Annotated in this window: 21 protein-coding genes; 18 read left to right on the forward strand and 3 right to left on the reverse strand. The window is 28.4% G+C overall.

From position 1 onward, the window contains the following. Position 1 precedes the first annotated feature (1 nt). Complete coding sequence (locus ACTG47_RS03360) at positions 2-652, reverse strand: Crp/Fnr family transcriptional regulator (RefSeq protein WP_479926103.1); 651 nt, start codon at positions 650-652, stop codon at positions 2-4. 190 nt (positions 653-842) lie between these two features. Here ACTG47_RS03360 and ACTG47_RS03365 point away from each other — a divergent pair, with 190 nt between their 5' ends. Genes ACTG47_RS03365 through ACTG47_RS03375 form a run of 3 tightly spaced genes read left to right on the forward strand, consistent with a single transcriptional unit; the run spans position 843 to position 3,191 of the window. Next, a complete protein-coding gene (locus ACTG47_RS03365) occupies positions 843-1,535 on the forward strand; it encodes a GTP-binding protein (RefSeq protein WP_479926104.1) in 693 nt (230 codons plus the stop codon). Further along, positions 1,535-2,305 carry an ATP-binding cassette domain-containing protein gene (locus tag ACTG47_RS03370; RefSeq protein ID WP_479926105.1) on the forward strand — a complete coding sequence of 257 codons (771 nt, stop codon included), beginning with the start codon at positions 1,535-1,537 and terminating at the stop codon, positions 2,303-2,305. Before ACTG47_RS03365 ends, ACTG47_RS03370 begins: the two co-directional genes overlap by 1 nt. Then, positions 2,277-3,191, forward strand: coding sequence for a hypothetical protein (locus ACTG47_RS03375; protein ID WP_479926106.1), 915 nt, complete (start codon positions 2,277-2,279; stop codon positions 3,189-3,191). Before ACTG47_RS03370 ends, ACTG47_RS03375 begins: the two co-directional genes overlap by 29 nt. Before the next feature lie 244 nt (positions 3,192-3,435). Here ACTG47_RS03375 and ACTG47_RS03380 read toward each other — a convergent pair whose 3' ends face one another. Together ACTG47_RS03380 and ACTG47_RS03385 are read right to left on the reverse strand one after the other, a co-directional pair. After that, positions 3,436-4,113: a Crp/Fnr family transcriptional regulator gene (locus tag ACTG47_RS03380; protein WP_479926107.1), complete on the reverse strand. Its 678-nt coding sequence runs from the start codon at positions 4,111-4,113 to the stop codon at positions 3,436-3,438. Between the two features lie 581 nt (positions 4,114-4,694). Beyond that, a complete protein-coding gene (locus tag ACTG47_RS03385) occupies positions 4,695-6,059 on the reverse strand; it encodes an MATE family efflux transporter (RefSeq protein WP_479926108.1) in 1,365 nt (454 codons plus the stop codon). A 125-nt stretch (positions 6,060-6,184) separates the two neighbouring features. Here ACTG47_RS03385 and ACTG47_RS03390 point away from each other — a divergent pair, with 125 nt between their 5' ends. The 15 genes from ACTG47_RS03390 to ACTG47_RS03460 all read left to right on the forward strand — a co-directional run bounded on the left by ACTG47_RS03390 (position 6,185) and on the right by ACTG47_RS03460 (position 18,265). Then, the gene (locus tag ACTG47_RS03390; RefSeq protein ID WP_479926109.1) at positions 6,185-6,709 is read left to right on the forward strand and encodes a PadR family transcriptional regulator; all 525 of its coding nucleotides are present in this window, start codon (positions 6,185-6,187) and stop codon (positions 6,707-6,709) included. Positions 6,710-6,946: 237 nt separating this feature from the next. Next, a complete protein-coding gene (locus tag ACTG47_RS03395) occupies positions 6,947-8,026 on the forward strand; it encodes a DNA alkylation repair protein (RefSeq protein ID WP_479926110.1) in 1,080 nt (359 codons plus the stop codon). 144 nt (positions 8,027-8,170) lie between these two features. After that, positions 8,171-9,061 (forward strand): SPL family radical SAM protein, encoded by an 891-nt coding sequence (locus ACTG47_RS03400; protein ID WP_479926111.1) that lies wholly within the window; start codon positions 8,171-8,173, stop codon positions 9,059-9,061. Positions 9,062-9,131: 70 nt separating this feature from the next. Then, positions 9,132-9,575, forward strand: a complete 444-nt coding sequence (locus ACTG47_RS03405; protein WP_169466692.1) for a GNAT family N-acetyltransferase — start codon at positions 9,132-9,134, stop codon at positions 9,573-9,575. 423 nt (positions 9,576-9,998) lie between these two features. After that, positions 9,999-10,625 carry a class I SAM-dependent methyltransferase gene (locus tag ACTG47_RS03410; protein ID WP_479926112.1) on the forward strand — a complete coding sequence of 209 codons (627 nt, stop codon included), beginning with the start codon at positions 9,999-10,001 and terminating at the stop codon, positions 10,623-10,625. A 179-nt stretch (positions 10,626-10,804) separates the two neighbouring features. Beyond that, positions 10,805-10,978, forward strand: a complete 174-nt coding sequence (locus ACTG47_RS03415; RefSeq protein WP_479926113.1) for a hypothetical protein — start codon at positions 10,805-10,807, stop codon at positions 10,976-10,978. Between the two features lie 172 nt (positions 10,979-11,150). Further along, positions 11,151-11,321 (forward strand): hypothetical protein, encoded by a 171-nt coding sequence (locus ACTG47_RS03420; protein WP_021383326.1) that lies wholly within the window; start codon positions 11,151-11,153, stop codon positions 11,319-11,321. Between the two features lie 326 nt (positions 11,322-11,647). Further along, positions 11,648-12,055, forward strand: a complete 408-nt coding sequence (locus ACTG47_RS03425) for a hypothetical protein (protein WP_479926114.1) — start codon at positions 11,648-11,650, stop codon at positions 12,053-12,055. Then, a complete protein-coding gene (locus ACTG47_RS03430) occupies positions 12,056-12,274 on the forward strand; it encodes a helix-turn-helix transcriptional regulator (protein WP_169466698.1) in 219 nt (72 codons plus the stop codon). A gap of 232 nt (positions 12,275-12,506) precedes the next feature. Then, complete coding sequence (locus ACTG47_RS03435; RefSeq protein ID WP_479926115.1) at positions 12,507-12,812, forward strand: hypothetical protein; 306 nt, start codon at positions 12,507-12,509, stop codon at positions 12,810-12,812. 305 nt (positions 12,813-13,117) lie between these two features. Beyond that, a complete protein-coding gene (locus ACTG47_RS03440) occupies positions 13,118-13,801 on the forward strand; it encodes a TetR/AcrR family transcriptional regulator (RefSeq protein WP_479926116.1) in 684 nt (227 codons plus the stop codon). A 124-nt stretch (positions 13,802-13,925) separates the two neighbouring features. Further along, entirely contained in the window at positions 13,926-14,384 is a 459-nt protein-coding gene (locus ACTG47_RS03445) for a hypothetical protein (protein WP_479926117.1), read from the forward strand. Positions 14,385-14,799: 415 nt separating this feature from the next. Beyond that, positions 14,800-15,984, forward strand: a complete 1,185-nt coding sequence (locus ACTG47_RS03450) for a cation diffusion facilitator family transporter (RefSeq protein WP_479926118.1) — start codon at positions 14,800-14,802, stop codon at positions 15,982-15,984. A gap of 267 nt (positions 15,985-16,251) precedes the next feature. Continuing rightward, positions 16,252-17,601, forward strand: coding sequence for an MATE family efflux transporter (locus ACTG47_RS03455; protein WP_479926119.1), 1,350 nt, complete (start codon positions 16,252-16,254; stop codon positions 17,599-17,601). Between the two features lie 19 nt (positions 17,602-17,620). Then, on the forward strand, positions 17,621-18,265 hold the full coding sequence (locus ACTG47_RS03460) for a Fic family protein (RefSeq protein WP_479926120.1): 645 nt from the start codon (positions 17,621-17,623) through the stop codon (positions 18,263-18,265). Positions 18,266-18,370 lie beyond the last annotated feature (105 nt).

Consider the following 18,370-nt stretch of genomic DNA (forward strand, 5'->3'; position numbering starts at 1 on the left):
ATTATATTTCATATAGAATCTGTGTTAATTTTTCTTTATTTAATATTTTTATACTCCTTTTATTAAATTCTAAACAGTTTTCAATTTGCAATGATTGCAACTCCCTATATAAAGATGCTCGACTTACATGAAGTTTTTTGCTTAATTCTTCTTTAGAGCATTCTAATAAAATAATACCATTTTTACCACTTTTCTCTAGTAAATATTCAATAATTTTCTTTTTACTAGATTGTATATTTAAAAATTCTATCTTTCTCAGTAAAAACTGTATCTTTCTATTGCAGTATCTTGAATATTCTAAAGCAACAGTAGTATCCAACTTCATCATTTCTATAAAGTATTTTTTTGGATAAAAAACCACAGAAACATTACTTTTGCATTTTAGTACAGTATCTAAAGATTCTTCATCAAATATATTGGAAATTCCAAAAACATCTCCTTCCTTTAGAATAGACATGTTAACTTCACTTCCATCACTTGATATACAATATATAGATACTTGCCCTGTCTTAACTACACCTACATAATATTCTTTATCAAAAAAATCGCTTATAAATTGACCTTTCTTATAAGTTTTTGTTTTTATCTTATCTTCTATAATGTATCTTTCAGAAAATAATTTACTATTTGCTAGCACTTCTTTTTCATTCAAAGTCATCACCTTTTCTGATAAATATTCACTTTGATTGAAATAATATCATAGTATTTACCAAATTTCAACAGTATTGATAATTATTTTCAATAGAGTTTATTTATTAATTGTCTCATTTGATACAGTTTTTATATATCTCTAGTGTTATTATATCTCTTAACAAAATATGAAAGGAGATTTTATATAAACCATGAAAACCGTATTAATTTCTGGTTCATCTTCTGTGGGAAAGACTGCTTTAATAAAGCACTTAATTCCTTATTTAAAAGCTACTGGACTTAAACCTTCAATATGTAAGATTGATTGTTTAGCCACTGATGATGATTTGATATATAAAAAATTGAATATACCTTATATTGTTGGACTTAGTAAAGATATATGTCCAGACCATTTTCTTATTTCAAACATAAATGAACTTATGCTTTGGGCAAAAAATAAGAATAGTGATATTTTACTAATAGAAACTGCTGGGCTTTGTAATAGATGTTCACCAGCAACCAACAAAACACTACATATATGTGTCTGTGATTGTACATCTAGTTTTAGTACTCCTCAAAAACTAGGACCTATGTTAAGTGAAAGTGATGCTATAGTTTTAAGCAAAATAGATATGGTATCACAAGCAGAAAGAGAGATAATATCATTTAATATAAAAAAAATAAATCCTAACTCTAATATATTTTTTATTGATGGATTAGTTGGTTTCGGAGTAGAATTGATTTCAAACTATATAAAAAATACTAATCTTACAAACGATGATGAACATTTATTAAGACACACAATGCCAAGTGGGGTATGCTCTTATTGCATTGGGGAGTGTAGGATTGGTGATGAATTTCAACAAGGGGTGGTTTCTAAAATGAATTTTAGGGGTGAATTTTAATGAAAAGCATAACCATATATCCTGGAAAGAATAAGAGTGGAAGCACAGAGGAATTCGAATCTCTAACTTTTTATAGAGGTCATATTTATTCTATTGTGGGGAATACAGGCTCTGGTAAGAGTAGGTTAATTAAAGATATAGAGCAATTTGTAAATAAGGATTCTTTAACCAATCGAAAAGTAGTTATTGATAATATGGAAGTTCCTATTGAAAAACGCAATCAATTTTCTACAAAACTCATCTCTCATCTTAGCCAAAATATGAGATTTGTTCTTGATTCCACAGTTGAGGAGTTTTTAGCTATTCATAAAGAATGTAAAAATAATGCTTCTGTATCAATAAAAGAAGTATTAGATGTAGCAAATTCGATAACAGCAGAACCTATTTCCTTATCTCAGGAACTTACATCATTGAGTGGTGGGCAGACTCGTGCCTTAATGATTGCAGATATTGCTCTTATTTCAAATAATCCGATTATCTTAATAGATGAGATAGAAAATGCTGGAATAAATAAAAATATTGCTTTAGATATTTTATTGAAAAATGATAAGTTGATTTTTATAGTTACACATGACCCTCATACAGCACTTATGGCAGAAAAACGAATAATAATGAAAAATGGCTCAATTTTCAAGGTAATCAATAAAACTAGAGAAGAAAGAGAAGTCTTAAGTATGCTTAAAAGTATATATGAATTTCAGTTAGAATGTCAGCATAAATTAAGAAAAGGAGAGACTCTTTATGAAAAATGTAAAACTGTATTGGAGTAATATTTGTATACTTCATAAATATGAGAAAAATTACTTAGATAATTTAATAATATCTTTAAAAGAAAAAGATATTAATTTAGAAGTAACGTATTTTGGTATAGGGTATCCTTATAAATTAAATGAGTATCTAAAAAAGAAAGACGCTATAATCCCGGATATTATAGTTTCTACTGATTTGGAAGTATATGAGGATAACAATATATATTCAAAATTCTCAAGTAAATTATATCCATTATCAGATTATTTTAATATTAAGAATGAGATTAAATCGTCACCTATATATTTTGATGAAAAATTGCTTCCATTTTTAGTTATACCATTAGTATTCTCTTATAACAAGAATTATAAAGGTCTAACAGATTCTATAAAAAATGTAATTGATACTAATACCAAAACTGTCATCGGTGGAATAAACAACTCTGGTGCAAAGTCTATTGTTAAAGCCATATGGAGTAAGTATGGAAAAGAGTCGGTTGAAAGGTTTTTATCTAATTCAACTATATTAGATATGCCAATACAGTCATTTAATGATGTAAAAAATGGTTCTGAAAAACTAGCTATAACTCCTAGTATCTATGCAAAGCGTGCTAATGATAGGGATTTATTTATGGCATATCCTGATGACGGAGCAGTAGCGTTACCATCTTACATTGCTGCAAATAAGTCTTTAGATGAAAAAACAATGCTAGAGGTATTGGAGGCACTTGTATCTAAAGAGTTCTGTGATTCTTTTGTAAAGTCTGCATCATTGCTATCTTGTATTTATGATACTGCGGATGATAGTCTTGTTAAAAATAATAAATATAAGTTTATATATCCTTCTAAAGAATGGCTAGACACGACTACATCTGAAGAATTTTTTGAGGTGTATAATATGTATATATAATTGTGTAAATCTGATAAGATTTTCAATACTATTGGGATAAGTGACCTATATTAGTATTATTGATATAGAGATATATTTTAAGAATGAAGTAAGTGTAAATATCAATAAAATATAGTATGAAGTTAAATATAAATATCAAGAAGGTACATAATAAAGCTAAGTGTAAATATAAAATAGGTATAATATAAAGTTAAATATGAATAGTAAATAAGCACAAGCTATTCTAAAATAGAATTTCTTGTGCTTATAGTGTCAAAGAACGAAGCTTATCTTTATCCAATACTTTTATCCCACCACGAGATAAAGATACAATACCTTCCCTGGCAAAGTATTTTAACATTCTAGATACAACTTCTCTAGCACTACCCATATACCTAGCAATTTGCTCATGAGTCATATTTATAGTAGTGTTGTTATCCTTAGCTATTTCATCAATTAAAAAAGATGCCAAACGTTTATCAAAACTCATAAAGAGAATTTGTTGCATTGCCCACATAACATCAGAAAAACGTTCAGTAGCTAATTTATATGAAAATAATTCTGCATAGATATTTTCATTAGATAATTTTGAAAAAACAGAAGAACTAATCTGTATAATATCACAATCTGTTTCAGCATTTACATATACATCAAAAGTTATTGTTTTCAGAATACATGAAGCTGACAATATACATACATCACCATTATCAAGACGGAAGAGTGTAACCTCACGACCCTCATCTGAAAGTATGTAAGTACGTATTGTTCCAGATTTTATGATTAAAACACCAATGCAGTCACTATTACCACAATGTATGGGATTTCCTTTTTTATAATGGGAGATGTCTGCTGAGGTAATTAGTAACTCTTTTTGTGAGTCAGTGAGTTTATCCCAAAAAGGCAAACTGTGTGTAAGTATATCAATATCATTTTGTGAAATCATGTAAGGACTCCTTTCTTAAAATCTTATAATCCCATGATACAAGTGAATTAATAAAATAACAAGTAGTTTATTAGTAGAGTTATTTAAGTGGATATTAATAGTATGCTTTGTGTAGAAAAAATATGATAATATCTATATTCTTGCCTATTAATGAGTAAATTATATAAATAGGTTAGTGGCTTATATAATAATGTAATTATAGGCTACAGTTATTATATGAAGAAGAAATATATTAATTTAGGTATATCTAGTAAGCAGAAAGAATTATTTGATAGTGTATTTACCATATAATTCTTTGAGCTTACGAAAGATATACAACAGTTTTACTTATTGAATAAAAGTATATATGAATAAAACTAAAAAATAGATATTTGATAAAAGTATACATAAAGAAAACTGTAAAATAGATGTTGAATAAAAGTATATATATGAATAAAACTAAAAAATAGATGTTAAATAAAAGTATATATGAAGAATCTACACAATAGATATTGAATGGAAGTGTATATATGAAGAATCTATACAATAGATATTAAAAGTAGATTTAATAGCTAATATATACTTTAAAATTTATTTATAGTTTAAAAGATAGAGTTTGTTTTTAAAAATTTAAGCTCTTTATGTAGCTTTATTGCCATAAAACCTGCAATTATTGCAGCCACCAAATCAGCTATTGGTTGTGCATATAAAATACCATTTAATCCATAAAATACAGGAAGAATCAAAATTATAGGAATAAAACATACACCTTGTCTACACATACCTAAAAATCCACCTTCTTTTGCTTTTCCTAGTGCAAGGAATAATGTAGAATATACTGTATAAAAACCAAATAACATAAATGAAAGTCCATTTGCCCTAAGTGACTTACTTCCACATTCAATCAATAGCATATCACCACTTGTAAACTGTGAGATTATAGCTTTTGGGAAGGCTACCATTACAAGACCGAGTAATACACAGAATATTGTAGTCCATAGTATAGATGTTTTTATTGCACTATGTAATCTATCATAGTTTTTTGAACCAAAATTATATCCAGCAATTGGTTGGAAGCCTTTTATAAAGCCAAATACTATAAGACTACCTAAAGACATTATTCGTGTCACTGCACCCATACCAGCTATAGCAAAATCACCATATTTCGCAGCCTCCATATTAGTCAATGTGATAGCAAGACTAGTTAATAATTGAAATATCAAGGTAGGCACACCAATCTTTAAGATTTCTGACATGACATCTTTTGAAAAACAACATTCATTAATTCTAAAATTAAACATACTTTTCTTGCTTAAAATATATCGTATGTAAACAAGTGTTGAAATCATCTGTGAGATAGCTGTTGCAATAGCAGCACCTTTTACACCCATACCAAAAGTATAAATAAATATTGGGTCTAAAATCATATTAAGCAATGCACCTGATAACATTGCACACATACTTGTCTTAGCAGCGCCTTCACTTGTGACAATATTAGTCATAGTGACGTTGAATATATTAAAAATAGAGGATACTACATAAATACTTGCATAAGACACTGCATAAGGCATGATACTTTTTGTAGCTCCTAATAATTTTAAAACAGGATTTAGAAAAATCATAATAACAATAATGACTAATGCACCTACTAGAATACTACTGTAAATAGATGTACTAGCTACTTTACTTGCCTTTTCATTATCACCATGACCTAAAAGTCTTGCGATGTATGAAGCAGCTCCATTACCAAATAATAACCCTAATCCCACGACAAGCTGACCTAATGGAAATGCAACAGATATAGCACCCATTTGACTGGTTCCAAGTCCACCTACAAAGTATCCATCTACTAAATTGTACAATGCAGTTATCATCATCCCTATCATAGTAGGCAATCCCATAGCTAATAATGCCTTTGGTATTGGAGCAGACCCCAATAATTCAATTTTTTTGTTACTTTCTTTCATGTTAAACACCCCTTTTCTATTGACATCAACTATAAAATATAATACTATAATTTATAGCAAGTATGAAAAATAGTACTATAAATTATAGTGTTTGTCAATAGAAAGAAAATGAGAGGAGAATTTTTATGGCTACAATAGATTTAATTGTATTAGGTATAGTAAAGCAAGAGCCTCAGAGTGCTTATGATATTCAAAAAGCAGTAGAATATAGAAAAATATCACGTTGGGTTAAAATAAGTACCCCATCAATTTATAAAAAAGTAATTCAATTAGAAGAAAAGGGATATATTGAAAGTACATCTGTAAAGAAGGGGAAAATGCCAGAGAAAGCAGTTTATTCATTAACTGAATTGGGAGAAGAACATTTTTTAGATTTAATGTTTGATACAGCTTCTAAGCCAATAAACATTTTTTTAGATTTTAATGCTGTCATAGTAAATTTAAATAGCCTTACACCAGAAAAACAGAGATTATGTCTTAAAAACATTGAGGAAAATATACAAGAGCTAAAGAAAACTATTGAGGAAAATATAAGTATAAAGACACATGTACCAGATATAGCAAAAGCAGTGTTGGACCAACAGTTAGTACTAGCTCAGTCACTAGAAACGTGGATAAATTCTCTAAAAGAGAATATGGCAGATAATTAGAGAAGCAGATTTAATTATTGGACAAAATTCATTTCCAAAGAAAATATGGAAAACAATTAGAGAAATAGACTTAATTTATTGAATAAAAGCTAATATAGAAGATAATGAGATACCATTTGTATAAAAATAGAGCAGGATTATTTATATTTTATGATTAAGATTTAGTAATATGACATACTGATGTCTTGTTTTGTAGTATATGATTAATAAATCAAACATAGAAGGAGGAATAGCTACATGCCAGATTTACTAAAAAATAAGTTTAATCACGAGTCACTTCATGAGGTTGCATTGGCTATCCAATCGGTTTATAACTCATTTCAAGTGGATGAGTTTATAAAATCGACAATAGATGAAACATGGGATAATTTAGAGTTAAAATCTAGATGTAGAAAAATAAGTATGAATTTGGGGAAGTATCTACCATCAAACTACAAGGATGCTATTTCCATTCTTGAAAAATCCGTCAGAAGATTTTCTTTTGCATTTTTCCTTCCAGACTTTGTTGAGGTTTATGGACAGGACGATGCAGATTGGGATTTATCTATAAATGTGTTAGAAAGAAATACTGAATACTGGTCTTCGGAATTTGCTGTAAGAGTATTTATCCTCAAGGATGAAAAACGTATGATGGAACAGATGTATAAATGGTCTAAGGATGAAAATGAACATATTCGAAGACTCTCAAGCGAAGGTTGTCGTCCCCAATTGCCTTGGGCACAAACAATAACTAGCTTTAAAAAAGACCCTACTCCTATTCTGCCTATATTGGAACAACTCAAGACTGATACATCGCTATATGTACGAAAGAGTGTTGCTAATAATCTAAATGATATATCCAAAACACATCCAGATTTAGTTATCAATCTTGCACAGGATTGGTATGGAAAAAATGAATACACTAACTGGATTTTAAAACATGGTTGCAGAACCCTACTAAAAAAAGGTAACCGTGATGTATTAGCTCTTTTTGGATATGATGATACTACTTCAATAGATGTTCAGGATTTTGCATTAGAATCAACATCTATTTCTATTGGAGAAAATTTATTTTTTTCATTTACTGTTTTAGCAAAGAAAGCTACAAAAACAAGACTTGAATATGGAATTGATTATGTGAAATCCAATGGAAAAAGGAATAGGAAGATATTTAAAATATCAGAGGTTTCATTAAAAGAAAATGAGAAGAAGTTGTACAAGAAAAAGCATTCATTTGCAGATGTAAGTGTAAGAAAACATTACCCAGGTATACATTCGATTACACTTATTGTTAATGGTGTAGAACAAAGTAAACTGGATTTTGAGCTAGGTGTATAATTTTATTTGAGTAAGATATAGTGGTCATTACAGAAACTAAGCAGGAAATTACAAGTATATGTTTAATAACTTGTAAAAAGAGAATCTGAAAACTACTATGGTTTTTATATTAAAAAATTATATAAAGGAATTAGGTATAAGAGAATGATTGAGAGTATACCAGCAAAACAAATTTTACAGAAAGTTAAATTTGAAAATACAAGATGGTTTGGAATTGATTATAATATGAATCTCTATCGTGGTTGTCCTCATGGGTGTATATACTGCGATAGTCGTAGCACAATATACAACATAGAAAATTTTGACCAAGTTAGATATAAGGAAAATGTGATAGAAATTTTAAGTAAGGAATTACGTTCAAAAAGAAAAAAAGGGGTAGTAGGTATTGGCGCCATGTCTGATACGTATAATCCTTTTGAAAAGGAGCTTTGTATTACTAAACAAGCATTGAATCTAATTGCAGAAAATCACTTTGGAGTGTCTATTGATACCAAAAGCAGTTTGGTAGTTAGAGACATACCGATTTTACAGAAAATCAAAACAAATAATTCTGTTATTGTAAAGCTAACTATAACCACTGCAAATGATGAGTTATCAAAGAAAATAGAACCCCATGTAAATCCAAGTTCTGTACGATTTGAGGCAGTAAAAGAACTTAATGATGCTGGAATTTTTTGTGGGATATTATTGACCCCCATGTTACCATTTTTGACTGATAATAAAGATGAAATACGAGCAATTGTAGAAAAAGCACATAAAGCTAATGCAAAATTTATTTATTGTATGTATGGAGTGACAATGCGTAGTGGTCAGAGAGAGTTTTTTTATAAACATTTAAAAAATATATCTCCTGAATTAGTACTTAAGTATCAAAAAATATATGGTTTAAACTATTTGTGTAGTATTCCTAATAAAGATTATTGTGAGAGGTTATTCAAAGAAGAATGTAGACGTTATGGTATTTTGACAGATATGAAAGATATTGTAAAAGCCTACAAGAAGTCGGAATCCTATACTCAAATAAAATTTTTCTAAGATGGGTTTAGGATATGATATTATAGAAGCATATTAAAATAAAGTCTACATAAAATGGGGTGAATAACTTATGATAGAAATAAAAACTATAGAAACAAATAAAAAAAGTCAAATTGACCTTTTATTGTTGGCTGACCCATATGAGGAAATGATTGATAAATATCTTGAAAAAGGTACTATGTATGCGTTGTATGATAATGAAGAGGTTACTTGTATAGCGGTTGTAAATGAGGTTTCTAAAGAAGTATGTGAGCTAAAAAATATTGCTACATATGAGTGTTTTCAGAATAGGGGTTATGCCTCAAAGATGATAAATCATATTTTAGATGTGTATAGTAAAAAATATTCATCAATAATTGTTGGTACAGCTGAAAGTGGAATACCATTTTATGAGAGATTTGGTTTTGTTTATTCACATAAAATCAAAAACTTTTTTGTAGATAATTATCCAGAACCAATTTTTGAAGGGGAATTACAGTGTGTTGATATGCTATATTTATCATACAACTTTTAGACAGAATAGTATTTTTAAATAGAATAGTATTTTTAGATAGTTATAATATCTTTATGATGTAAGTGTATTGAATTTAATTTAGTTTAAATTAATATGTATAAGATTAGTGGCTATTTTGTATATTAGTTTTAATTAGATAGTAAAAGGAAGTATTGTAATAGATATGAGTATTTATCATGGTACTTTCTTTTTTGTGGAGATTTAAATTGTAAATAAGACAAATAAAACTCTTAAAAGGTCAAATTGACCTTTGAAATATGTCAATCTAAGATAAAACTAAGATATAACTAGAATAAAATTAACATAAAACTAAGATAAAACTAGAATAAAAACATATTGGAATCAAAAATATGAATGAATATCATTCATTGACATGTAAAATCCCCTGTGCTATACTATGAGCAAGAAGAAGGGGGATTGAATATGAAAGATATAAAATCAAAATCAAAACAGGCATTTAATAATCAAGCAAATACTTATGATCAAGATATAAAAGGACAACATGCGAGAAATCTTTATCCAGCATTACTCGAAGAACTTTCAAAAACTTCATATGACACTATTTTAGATTTAGGGTGTGGAACAGGAGCTGTATTACAAGCTATTTTAAATGAGGATTGCAAAAAGAAGGTATATGGAATTGATATTTCTGAAAATATGTTGGAAGTAGCAAGAGGCAAGTTAAAAGAAAGTGCTACTTTAGTTTTAGGAGATTCTGAGTACCTTCCATTTGAAAATGATTTTTTTGATGTCGTGTACTGTAATGATTCTTTTCATCATTATCCTAGACCAGATAGAGTGTTATCTGAACTAAGTAGAGTATTGAAGCCAAAAGGGTCTTTAATAATTTGTGATTGCTGGCAACCATTTTTGCTTAGAGATATAATGAATGTCTTTATGAAGTACAGTAAAGATGGAGATGTAAAAATGTACTCAGAGAAGGAAATATCTGGATTGTTATCTGTAGATTTTAATGATATTGTGTGGAAGAATGTAAATCATACATCATATATTGTAACAGCTAAAAATAAAAAGCATAAATGTTATTGAGATAGAGGTATAGTAGAGATTAGAAAAATAGAAATAGAGATAGTTATATAGATGAAGTAGATATTAGAAAAATAATAAAATAAGTGAGGAATATTTTTTTGGACAATAAATGAATGATATTCATTCATTAAAGAGGAGCTATTAATGGTATGGGCAAACCTGCAAGGAGTATGATACTTATGATATTTTATTATATGATTGTTAGGATGCCTTTAGCATATATACTATCAAAATTAGGTTTTGGTTTAACTGGTATTTGGGTAGGAATTTTAGTCAGTTGTATCGTGGTAAGCTTAGCATCTTTAGCATCAGTAAAGAAGCCATTTTTATTTTTACAAAAACAAAGAATATAATGTATCTGTAACAAGTAATTATATAAATTTAATTTTATTCAAGTAATTATTGTAATTATACTTAATAAATTATGTATAATAAGAATATAATTTATTTAGTAATTGTTACATTGCATTAAATTTAAATAAGTTATATAATAATTTGTTTATTTTGAGTTTTGGAGGAATAATTATGGAATCAAATAATAACGCTATAAAGTCAACTGTTAAAAAAGGAATTTCTTTTGGCTCTTGTTTAGCAATGATTATTTCCTATACTGCATGGAAGTCTATTCCGTGGGCTATTTTCCACGGTTTAATGAGTTGGATATATGTAATTTATTATTGGGCTAGATATATGTAGATTGAGATAATAAATAGTTGATATTGCTAAATTTAAGAAAAATAAATGTAAAAGCGAACAATTTATTTGTTCGCTTTTGTATTTTGTTATTTATCAATACAGGCTTAAGGTAGAAATAAAGTTTTAAATTATTTATAAGTAAAAAAGTTTCTATGAATAAAATAAAAATATTTAAGTTACTTATGAGTATTAAAACTCTATCTAAAGTAAAATTAATAAAAGAGTTTGTTGCAAAATAACATTTATATTGCAATTTATTCCAAGAAGTTATATATTTATAACAAGAGGTGTTATAAATATATAACTTTTTTAAGGGGTGATTTTATATGTCTAAACAACAAATTAGTATTAAATCAACACTTGTTTCAGAAACAATAGCAGTTACCTATTGTCTTGGAGTAATATTAGCAAACAAGTATTTTTTTAAAGGAAGTGATATTGGATATATTCCTGTAATTATTTTGGCAGTAGCTTTAGGATGTCAATGGATTTATGACAAAAAGAATGATGATTTGATTGATGAAGCATCTAAATATATACTATCAAGAGTTAATGGGATTGCAATAAAAGTATTGTTTTATTCTATGGCTATAATAGCTGCATTTCTTACAACACAAGATATAAATGTATCGAATTTAAGTCTAGGGATGCTTTTATTAGTAATTTTGTTTATTCAATCTTTGTTAAAGTTATTTTTATTTATATATTTTGATAGAAAGGGGATATACAATTAGGTGTCAGTATCACTAAAGACAAAAATTAAATACTATAGAGAAAAGCACCTTATGACACAAGGAGAACTTGCAAAGTCAGTAGGAGTAAGACGTGAGACTATTGTACATTTAGAAAATGGTCGCTATAATCCTTCTTTAAAATTAGCGATGGATATTGCTAAGATATTTAATACAACTGTAGAAGATTTATTTGAATTTGTTGAGGAGGATAACATTTAAATTTCAGCGGTCGCTTATACATTAGAAAATGAATGGTTTTACAAAGTTGAAAATATGCATTAATATTCACATAAAAATAAGTGCATTTTTATTACAAAAAAATTAAGTTACATAAATATAAAATTAATGTCAGATATACTTCCAAAATTACCTAATGACATATATAATGTAATTATAAAAATAATGAATATTTTTATAGTAGTAGTTAATTCTCTAATAAGGAGGGTGCAAAATGCCTAGTATGATTATAGAAGTTATAGGAGTATTGTTTATAGCTATTGGATTAATTTTGACATTCATTGAGATAAAAGGAAATTTTCCTTCTTTTTATGGTTTTGGTCAAAATGCTGTAAGAAAAAATGCTATAGGTGTTATAGCAGCAGGAGTGGCTTTGATTTTCTTCAGAAATGGCATAGAGAGCATAGATTCTATAGCTACTTTTGGTATGTTTTTAGCTATAGAACTTGTTGTAATAGTTGCATATTTCTTAATAAGAAGAAAATTTGTTAAAGAAGACAAACATTTAAGAGTTAATTAACTAAATTATCTACTATAAAAATTGGAAGATTAAAAACAAGTAAAATTTTGTTTTTAGTTATTTGAAATCCAAATTTGATTATTTTTAGAGAAACTATGTTCTGTATAAAACTAGAATGTGGTTTCTTTTTTATATGTAATATAATTTTTAGAAATAAAAGTCATAATATATTCTGTAAGGTAAACTAGATTAGACAATATGCAAATTCCTATCTCTAGCCTTCCTAGAATCTTGACAAGAAAGTTAAGATACGAGATAATGAATTCATTCACTGGATATAAGATTAATTTAAAGGGAGTATTATTATGGCTAAAACAAAAAAAATAGTAGATGGTAATATAAATCATGAAGAAATAAGTAGTAAACAACGTACACGAATATCAAAAGAACCTCAAGAGAGAAAACAAGAAATAATTGAAACTGCTTTAGAATTATTTTCTGAAAAGGGATTTGAGAATACAACTATTCAAGATATAGCAGAAAAAATGAATGTTTCACAAGGACTCTGTTATCGCTATTTTAAGTCTAAGACAGAAATCTTTGCTGCTACTTCAGAATTTTATGCTATGAAAGCTGTAGAACAAATACAAATTCCCATATCAGAGGATTTACCTGCAATTGACAAGTTGAATACTATTATAAAGCGTATGTGTGAATACGAAATGAAGCACCATGAATTTGAAGCAAGATATAATGAGAATTCTGAGATAAGAGCGAGTAGACTAGACAATGTTGCTAAGCAACTGGTTGATGTTATGATTCCAATTGTAGAACAAGGTGTAAGTGAAAATGTATTTCATTGTACAAATGTGACTCTTGATACTAAGTTTTTGGTGTTTGGTATTATCCATACTTTTCATGAAGAGATGCCAAACGAAAATATTAAAGAATATATAGTATCTTTCCTTGATTTTATGAAAGATGCGTTTATTTGTACCTTAAAAATTGAAGATACAGATAAAATCGGTGACGGATGGCTTAATTTGTAGACCATTATATTTTAGTTGTAAGTTGTTATTAAGTAATATGAAATTTTGATAAAGTATTTGCTTGGGAGTATATTTTAAAATAAAAAAAGACTTTAATTTATTCTAATGGAGAGGTAAGTATAATATGAAACTACATAAAAAGATACAGCTTTTATTTTTAATGCTTTTATTTACGATAATGTTAACTTCTTGTTCTGGCTCTGCAATGTCATATACATTTGAAGTTGAAACTGGTGATAAGATAAAGGTAAGACTAGACACCTCGGATAGCTATTCATTGACGCAGAAAGATGGAAAATTTACTGTGAAAAAGAGCGATAAAGAAGTATTACAAGGAATATTTACTACAAAAGAAGGTTACGAAAAGTATCAAAGTATAAAGACTACTAAAGGAGTAAAGGTTCTTGAAGAGAAAGAGAAAGATGAAAATAAGTATTTCTTTTATGAATTTAAGGGTGAAGCCGGTATAGAAAATAACTTTGTTCTTTGGATTAAAGACTCAAATACAGGTGTAGTAATAGGTAGCTTGTCTGGAGAAAAAGAGGCAAAGTCTGCATTTGAAAGATTAACAATTACATTATAATAAGATTTATAATTAAATATTAATCATCAAAATCTAAAACTCTGATTTTTAAAGCAGTTAATCTTATAAGATTAATTGCTTTTTTTAGTTTAGAATCAAACACTTTCTTTGTATCTATTTGAGCCATTTAATAAATAAAAAAGTGATATAAAATATCTTTAGCTAATGAATTTATTCATTCGCTTGTTGACAAATTAGAAAAATTGATTTATTATTGAAATAAATTAGTGAATGAATTCATTCATTAACAAAAATGACTGATTAGTTGAGTAGTGAAAAAAGGTCATTCATTGTACAAAATGAATAGATAGTTAAGTAATGAAAAAAGATAGTCATTTTTAATAAGAGACTAACAAACCTAGTCTCTGAAAGCAGAATAATCAAAAAATATGTGTAAAGAAAGGTAGGAGTATAAATGATACCATTGTTAGCTAAATTATGTATAAAAGACAAAGAAAATATATCATCTCCAATAGTGCGTCAAGCTTATGCAAAAATTTGTAGCAGTGTAGGTATATTCTTAAACATACTATTATTTATAGTTAAATTATTGTGTGGGACTATAAGCGGCTCAACTGCAATTATTACAGATGGATTCAATAACTTGGCTGATGCAGGGACTTCTTTTGCTTCATTCATAGGCTTTTGTATTGCAGGTATTGGAGCAGGGGAAAATCATGTCTTTGGTCATGGAAGATATGAGTGGTTTATGGGAGTCTTGTATTCAATTGCCGTAATTATCATGGGAAGTACACTAGCTCGAAATTCAATTATATCAATCAGTTCACCTAAAAGTATAGAATTCAGTTTTACCATTCTTTTTATTCTAATTTGTTCAATAATCGTTAAGCTCTATATGTTTTTTTACAACAAAAAAATTGCAAAGAAAATTGATTCTACCGCAATGAAAGCAACATCTATAGATTGTATCAGTGACATGGTTGCAACGACAGCAATAGTAATATCTTTACTGGCAGAGCATTTTACAGGATGGGCAATTGATGGATGGTGTGGATTATTGGTCTCTGTATTTATCATTTTTTCAGGGATGAAATCTATGTTTGAGATAGGAGGAAGATTATTAGGAAAATCTCCAGGTAAAGAAATGGTAAGTGAAATAACTAAAATAGCAATGAAGTATGAGGAAGTACAAGGAATAAATGACTTGATTATTCATGATTATGGTCTTGGTCATTTTGTAATTTCAATGCACATTGAAGGGAAAGATGGAGTAAGTAGCAGTGTTTTAAATGATGTAGCAAATGAAATATCTTACAGACTTTATATTGATATGGGGTGTAATGCTACAATACAGACGGATTTTTTAGTTACAGACTCCATTATAGTTGATGAAATCTTTAAGAGAACTACAAAAGAAATACATAAAATTGAATCACAGGCAACAATAAATGACTTGCGTATAATAAAGTCTGGTCTTTATACAAATGTAATTTTAGTAATTGCAGGTTCAAATAAACTTCAAAAGATTGAAAACGAAATTAGAAAAGCTATGGAAGAGGCTATTGCTCCAATGGATTGTAGTTATCATGTAATGATTAGACTTATTATTTCACGTCATAATAAGAAAGCTTGTATCTAAATCATTATATAGGATAAGAAGTTTCATATATAAGTTTAATTAGAGAGCATATTATTATCACTTGCATATGAATGATTGTTTAGATTAAATTAGTAAACTTGAATAAGCATTGTATAAATAAAATTCATATAAGTTATACAAAAAGACAATTATATAAATTACATGAAATAGCAGTTATAGAAACTACATAAATTAACGATTATAGAAACTAGATGGAGCAACAGTTATAGAAACTATATAAAAAATTTTTAAAAAGGAGGATTTATCATGAATAATGAACAACGTATAAAACTACTTAAAGAGACACCTATAAAAAAACTTTTATTAAAGATGGGAATTCCAACAATGATTGGAATGTTAGTTACAGGATTCTACAATTTGGTAGATGCTTATTTTGTTGGAGGGCTTGGTACTAGTCAGATGGGAGCTGTTTCAATTGCATTTCCACTTGGTCAAGTAATTGTCGGCATAGCATTATTATTTGGTGGTGGAGTATCATCATACTTATCCAGATTATTAGGCGAAGGGAATCACTCACAGGCTAATCATGCAGCATCAACTGCACTGTACTCAAGTATATTTATTGGTATAATCTCAATTATACTAATTGAGTGTTTTATTGATAAAATCATATTTGCACTAGGGGCTACAGATACTATTTTTCCATATGCAAAACAGTATGCAGTGATTTATGTGGCAAGTTCAATTTTTAATGTATTCAATGTGACTATGAACAATATAGCAACCAGTGAGGGGTCAACTAAGATATCGATGATAAGCATGTTATTAGGAGCAGGTCTGAATTTGGTATTAGCACCTATTTGTATATATGGATTAAATATGGGTATCTCAGGTGCAGCAATTGCAACTGCTATAGCACAGGCAATAACTAGTTTAATGTATGTAGTTTATCTATTGATGAAAAAAAGTATTTTCAGTTTTTCTATAAGAGAGTTTAAATTTGAACGTGAAATTTACTTACAGATACTTAAAGTAGGGATACCAACTCTTGTATTTCAGATTTTAACAAGTGTAGCCATAGGGCTTACAAATAAAGGAGCTCAAGGTTATGGTGATTCAGCAATAGCAGCCATGGGAATTGTTACACGTATAATGTCAATGGGTTCTTATGCAGTATTTGGTTTTGAAAAAGGATTTCAACCAGTAGCAGGATATAGTTATGGAGCCAAGCAATATGTGAGATTAAATGAGGCTATAAATATTACTTTAAAGTGGACTACTACTTTTTGTTTATTGATGTCAATAGTTTTAATTATATTTCCAGAGCCTATTATATCTTTATTCTCAACGAATGATAAGTCTGTAATAGAAATTGGTACATTTGCTCTTAGAATAAGTAGTGTGATGTTTATTTTCTTTGGTTTTGGAACAGTTTATTCTATATTATTTCTTGCTCTTGGTAAGGCAAAAGAAGGTGCATTTCTTAGTGTAAGCAGACAAGGGTTGTTTTTTATACCTACTATATTGTTGTTACCATCAATTATGGGGATTAATGGTGTGATTTTTGCTCAACCTATTGCTGATTTATTTATGGTTATATCTGCTGCAATTTTGGCAGTGAAACTGAAGAAAGAGATAAGAGCTTTGGCGGTATAAATCAATATAGAGTATCGCAATGAAATGTTGTGTAAAGGGTTTTCTTTATCATTCCAATAAGATAGAGGGTAGTACTTTTACTGCAGAGGCATTGACACTTTTGCTTGATAAAAATGTCGTTACAAGAAGACATACCTTAGATGACATACAAGAAACTGTTAATTCTAGCTATGTATTTTATGCAATAATTGATTCATTGAAAGAAAAGATAACACATAGTTTCTTAAGAAATTTACATTCAAGTTTAATGTTTAATACAACACTACATTCTAAAGGGATGGCTGGTATATATAAAACTATACCAAATATGATACTAGGAACTGATGTAAATATAGCACAACCATTTGAAGTAGAGCCAAAGCTTGATGAGTTAATTGAATGGTACTACAATCAAAATGAAATAACTACTAAAGTTATAGCTGAATTTCATTATAGATTTGAATTGATACATCCATTTCAAGATAGTAATGGTCGCATAGGTAGATTTATTATGTTAAAACAGATGCTAGAAAATAATCTTCCTATAAAAATTGCATCTTGGGATAGTGAAGATTTATATAGAAGTTCCTTAAGTTCATGTGGGATAGGGAATTATGACCCTTTGATTGAATATATATCAAGTTTAGGAGATTTTAGAGAAGCATATAAAATATTATGGGAATAGTTGTTCATAGTAAAAAATGATGACTTTTATATAATTATATTTTTCTTAAGCAATTTAACATTAAGTTCTTAGACATTCTTATCATGAAATATGCCCCCTCTTAGT

It is taken from the genome of Clostridioides sp. LIBA-6622, assembly GCF_056716095.1.

Coding starts and splice junctions, on each gene's coding strand:
- ACTG47_RS03365 (WP_479926104.1), top strand. CDS start 843: ATGAAAACCGTATTAATTTCTGGTTCATCTTCTGTGGGAAAGACTGCT.
- ACTG47_RS03370 (WP_479926105.1), top strand. CDS start 1,535: ATGAAAAGCATAACCATATATCCTGGAAAGAATAAGAGTGGAAGCACA.
- ACTG47_RS03375 (WP_479926106.1), top strand. CDS start 2,277: ATGAAAAATGTAAAACTGTATTGGAGTAATATTTGTATACTTCATAAA.
- ACTG47_RS03380 (WP_479926107.1), bottom strand. CDS start 4,113: ATGATTTCACAAAATGATATTGATATACTTACACACAGTTTGCCTTTT.
- ACTG47_RS03385 (WP_479926108.1), bottom strand. CDS start 6,059: ATGAAAGAAAGTAACAAAAAAATTGAATTATTGGGGTCTGCTCCAATA.
- ACTG47_RS03390 (WP_479926109.1), top strand. CDS start 6,185: ATGGCTACAATAGATTTAATTGTATTAGGTATAGTAAAGCAAGAGCCT.
- ACTG47_RS03395 (WP_479926110.1), top strand. CDS start 6,947: ATGCCAGATTTACTAAAAAATAAGTTTAATCACGAGTCACTTCATGAG.
- ACTG47_RS03400 (WP_479926111.1), top strand. CDS start 8,171: ATGATTGAGAGTATACCAGCAAAACAAATTTTACAGAAAGTTAAATTT.
- ACTG47_RS03405 (WP_169466692.1), top strand. CDS start 9,132: ATGATAGAAATAAAAACTATAGAAACAAATAAAAAAAGTCAAATTGAC.
- ACTG47_RS03410 (WP_479926112.1), top strand. CDS start 9,999: ATGAAAGATATAAAATCAAAATCAAAACAGGCATTTAATAATCAAGCA.
- ACTG47_RS03415 (WP_479926113.1), top strand. CDS start 10,805: ATGATATTTTATTATATGATTGTTAGGATGCCTTTAGCATATATACTA.
- ACTG47_RS03420 (WP_021383326.1), top strand. CDS start 11,151: ATGGAATCAAATAATAACGCTATAAAGTCAACTGTTAAAAAAGGAATT.
- ACTG47_RS03425 (WP_479926114.1), top strand. CDS start 11,648: ATGTCTAAACAACAAATTAGTATTAAATCAACACTTGTTTCAGAAACA.
- ACTG47_RS03435 (WP_479926115.1), top strand. CDS start 12,507: ATGCCTAGTATGATTATAGAAGTTATAGGAGTATTGTTTATAGCTATT.
- ACTG47_RS03440 (WP_479926116.1), top strand. CDS start 13,118: ATGGCTAAAACAAAAAAAATAGTAGATGGTAATATAAATCATGAAGAA.
- ACTG47_RS03445 (WP_479926117.1), top strand. CDS start 13,926: ATGAAACTACATAAAAAGATACAGCTTTTATTTTTAATGCTTTTATTT.
- ACTG47_RS03450 (WP_479926118.1), top strand. CDS start 14,800: ATGATACCATTGTTAGCTAAATTATGTATAAAAGACAAAGAAAATATA.
- ACTG47_RS03455 (WP_479926119.1), top strand. CDS start 16,252: ATGAATAATGAACAACGTATAAAACTACTTAAAGAGACACCTATAAAA.
- ACTG47_RS03460 (WP_479926120.1), top strand. CDS start 17,621: ATGAAATGTTGTGTAAAGGGTTTTCTTTATCATTCCAATAAGATAGAG.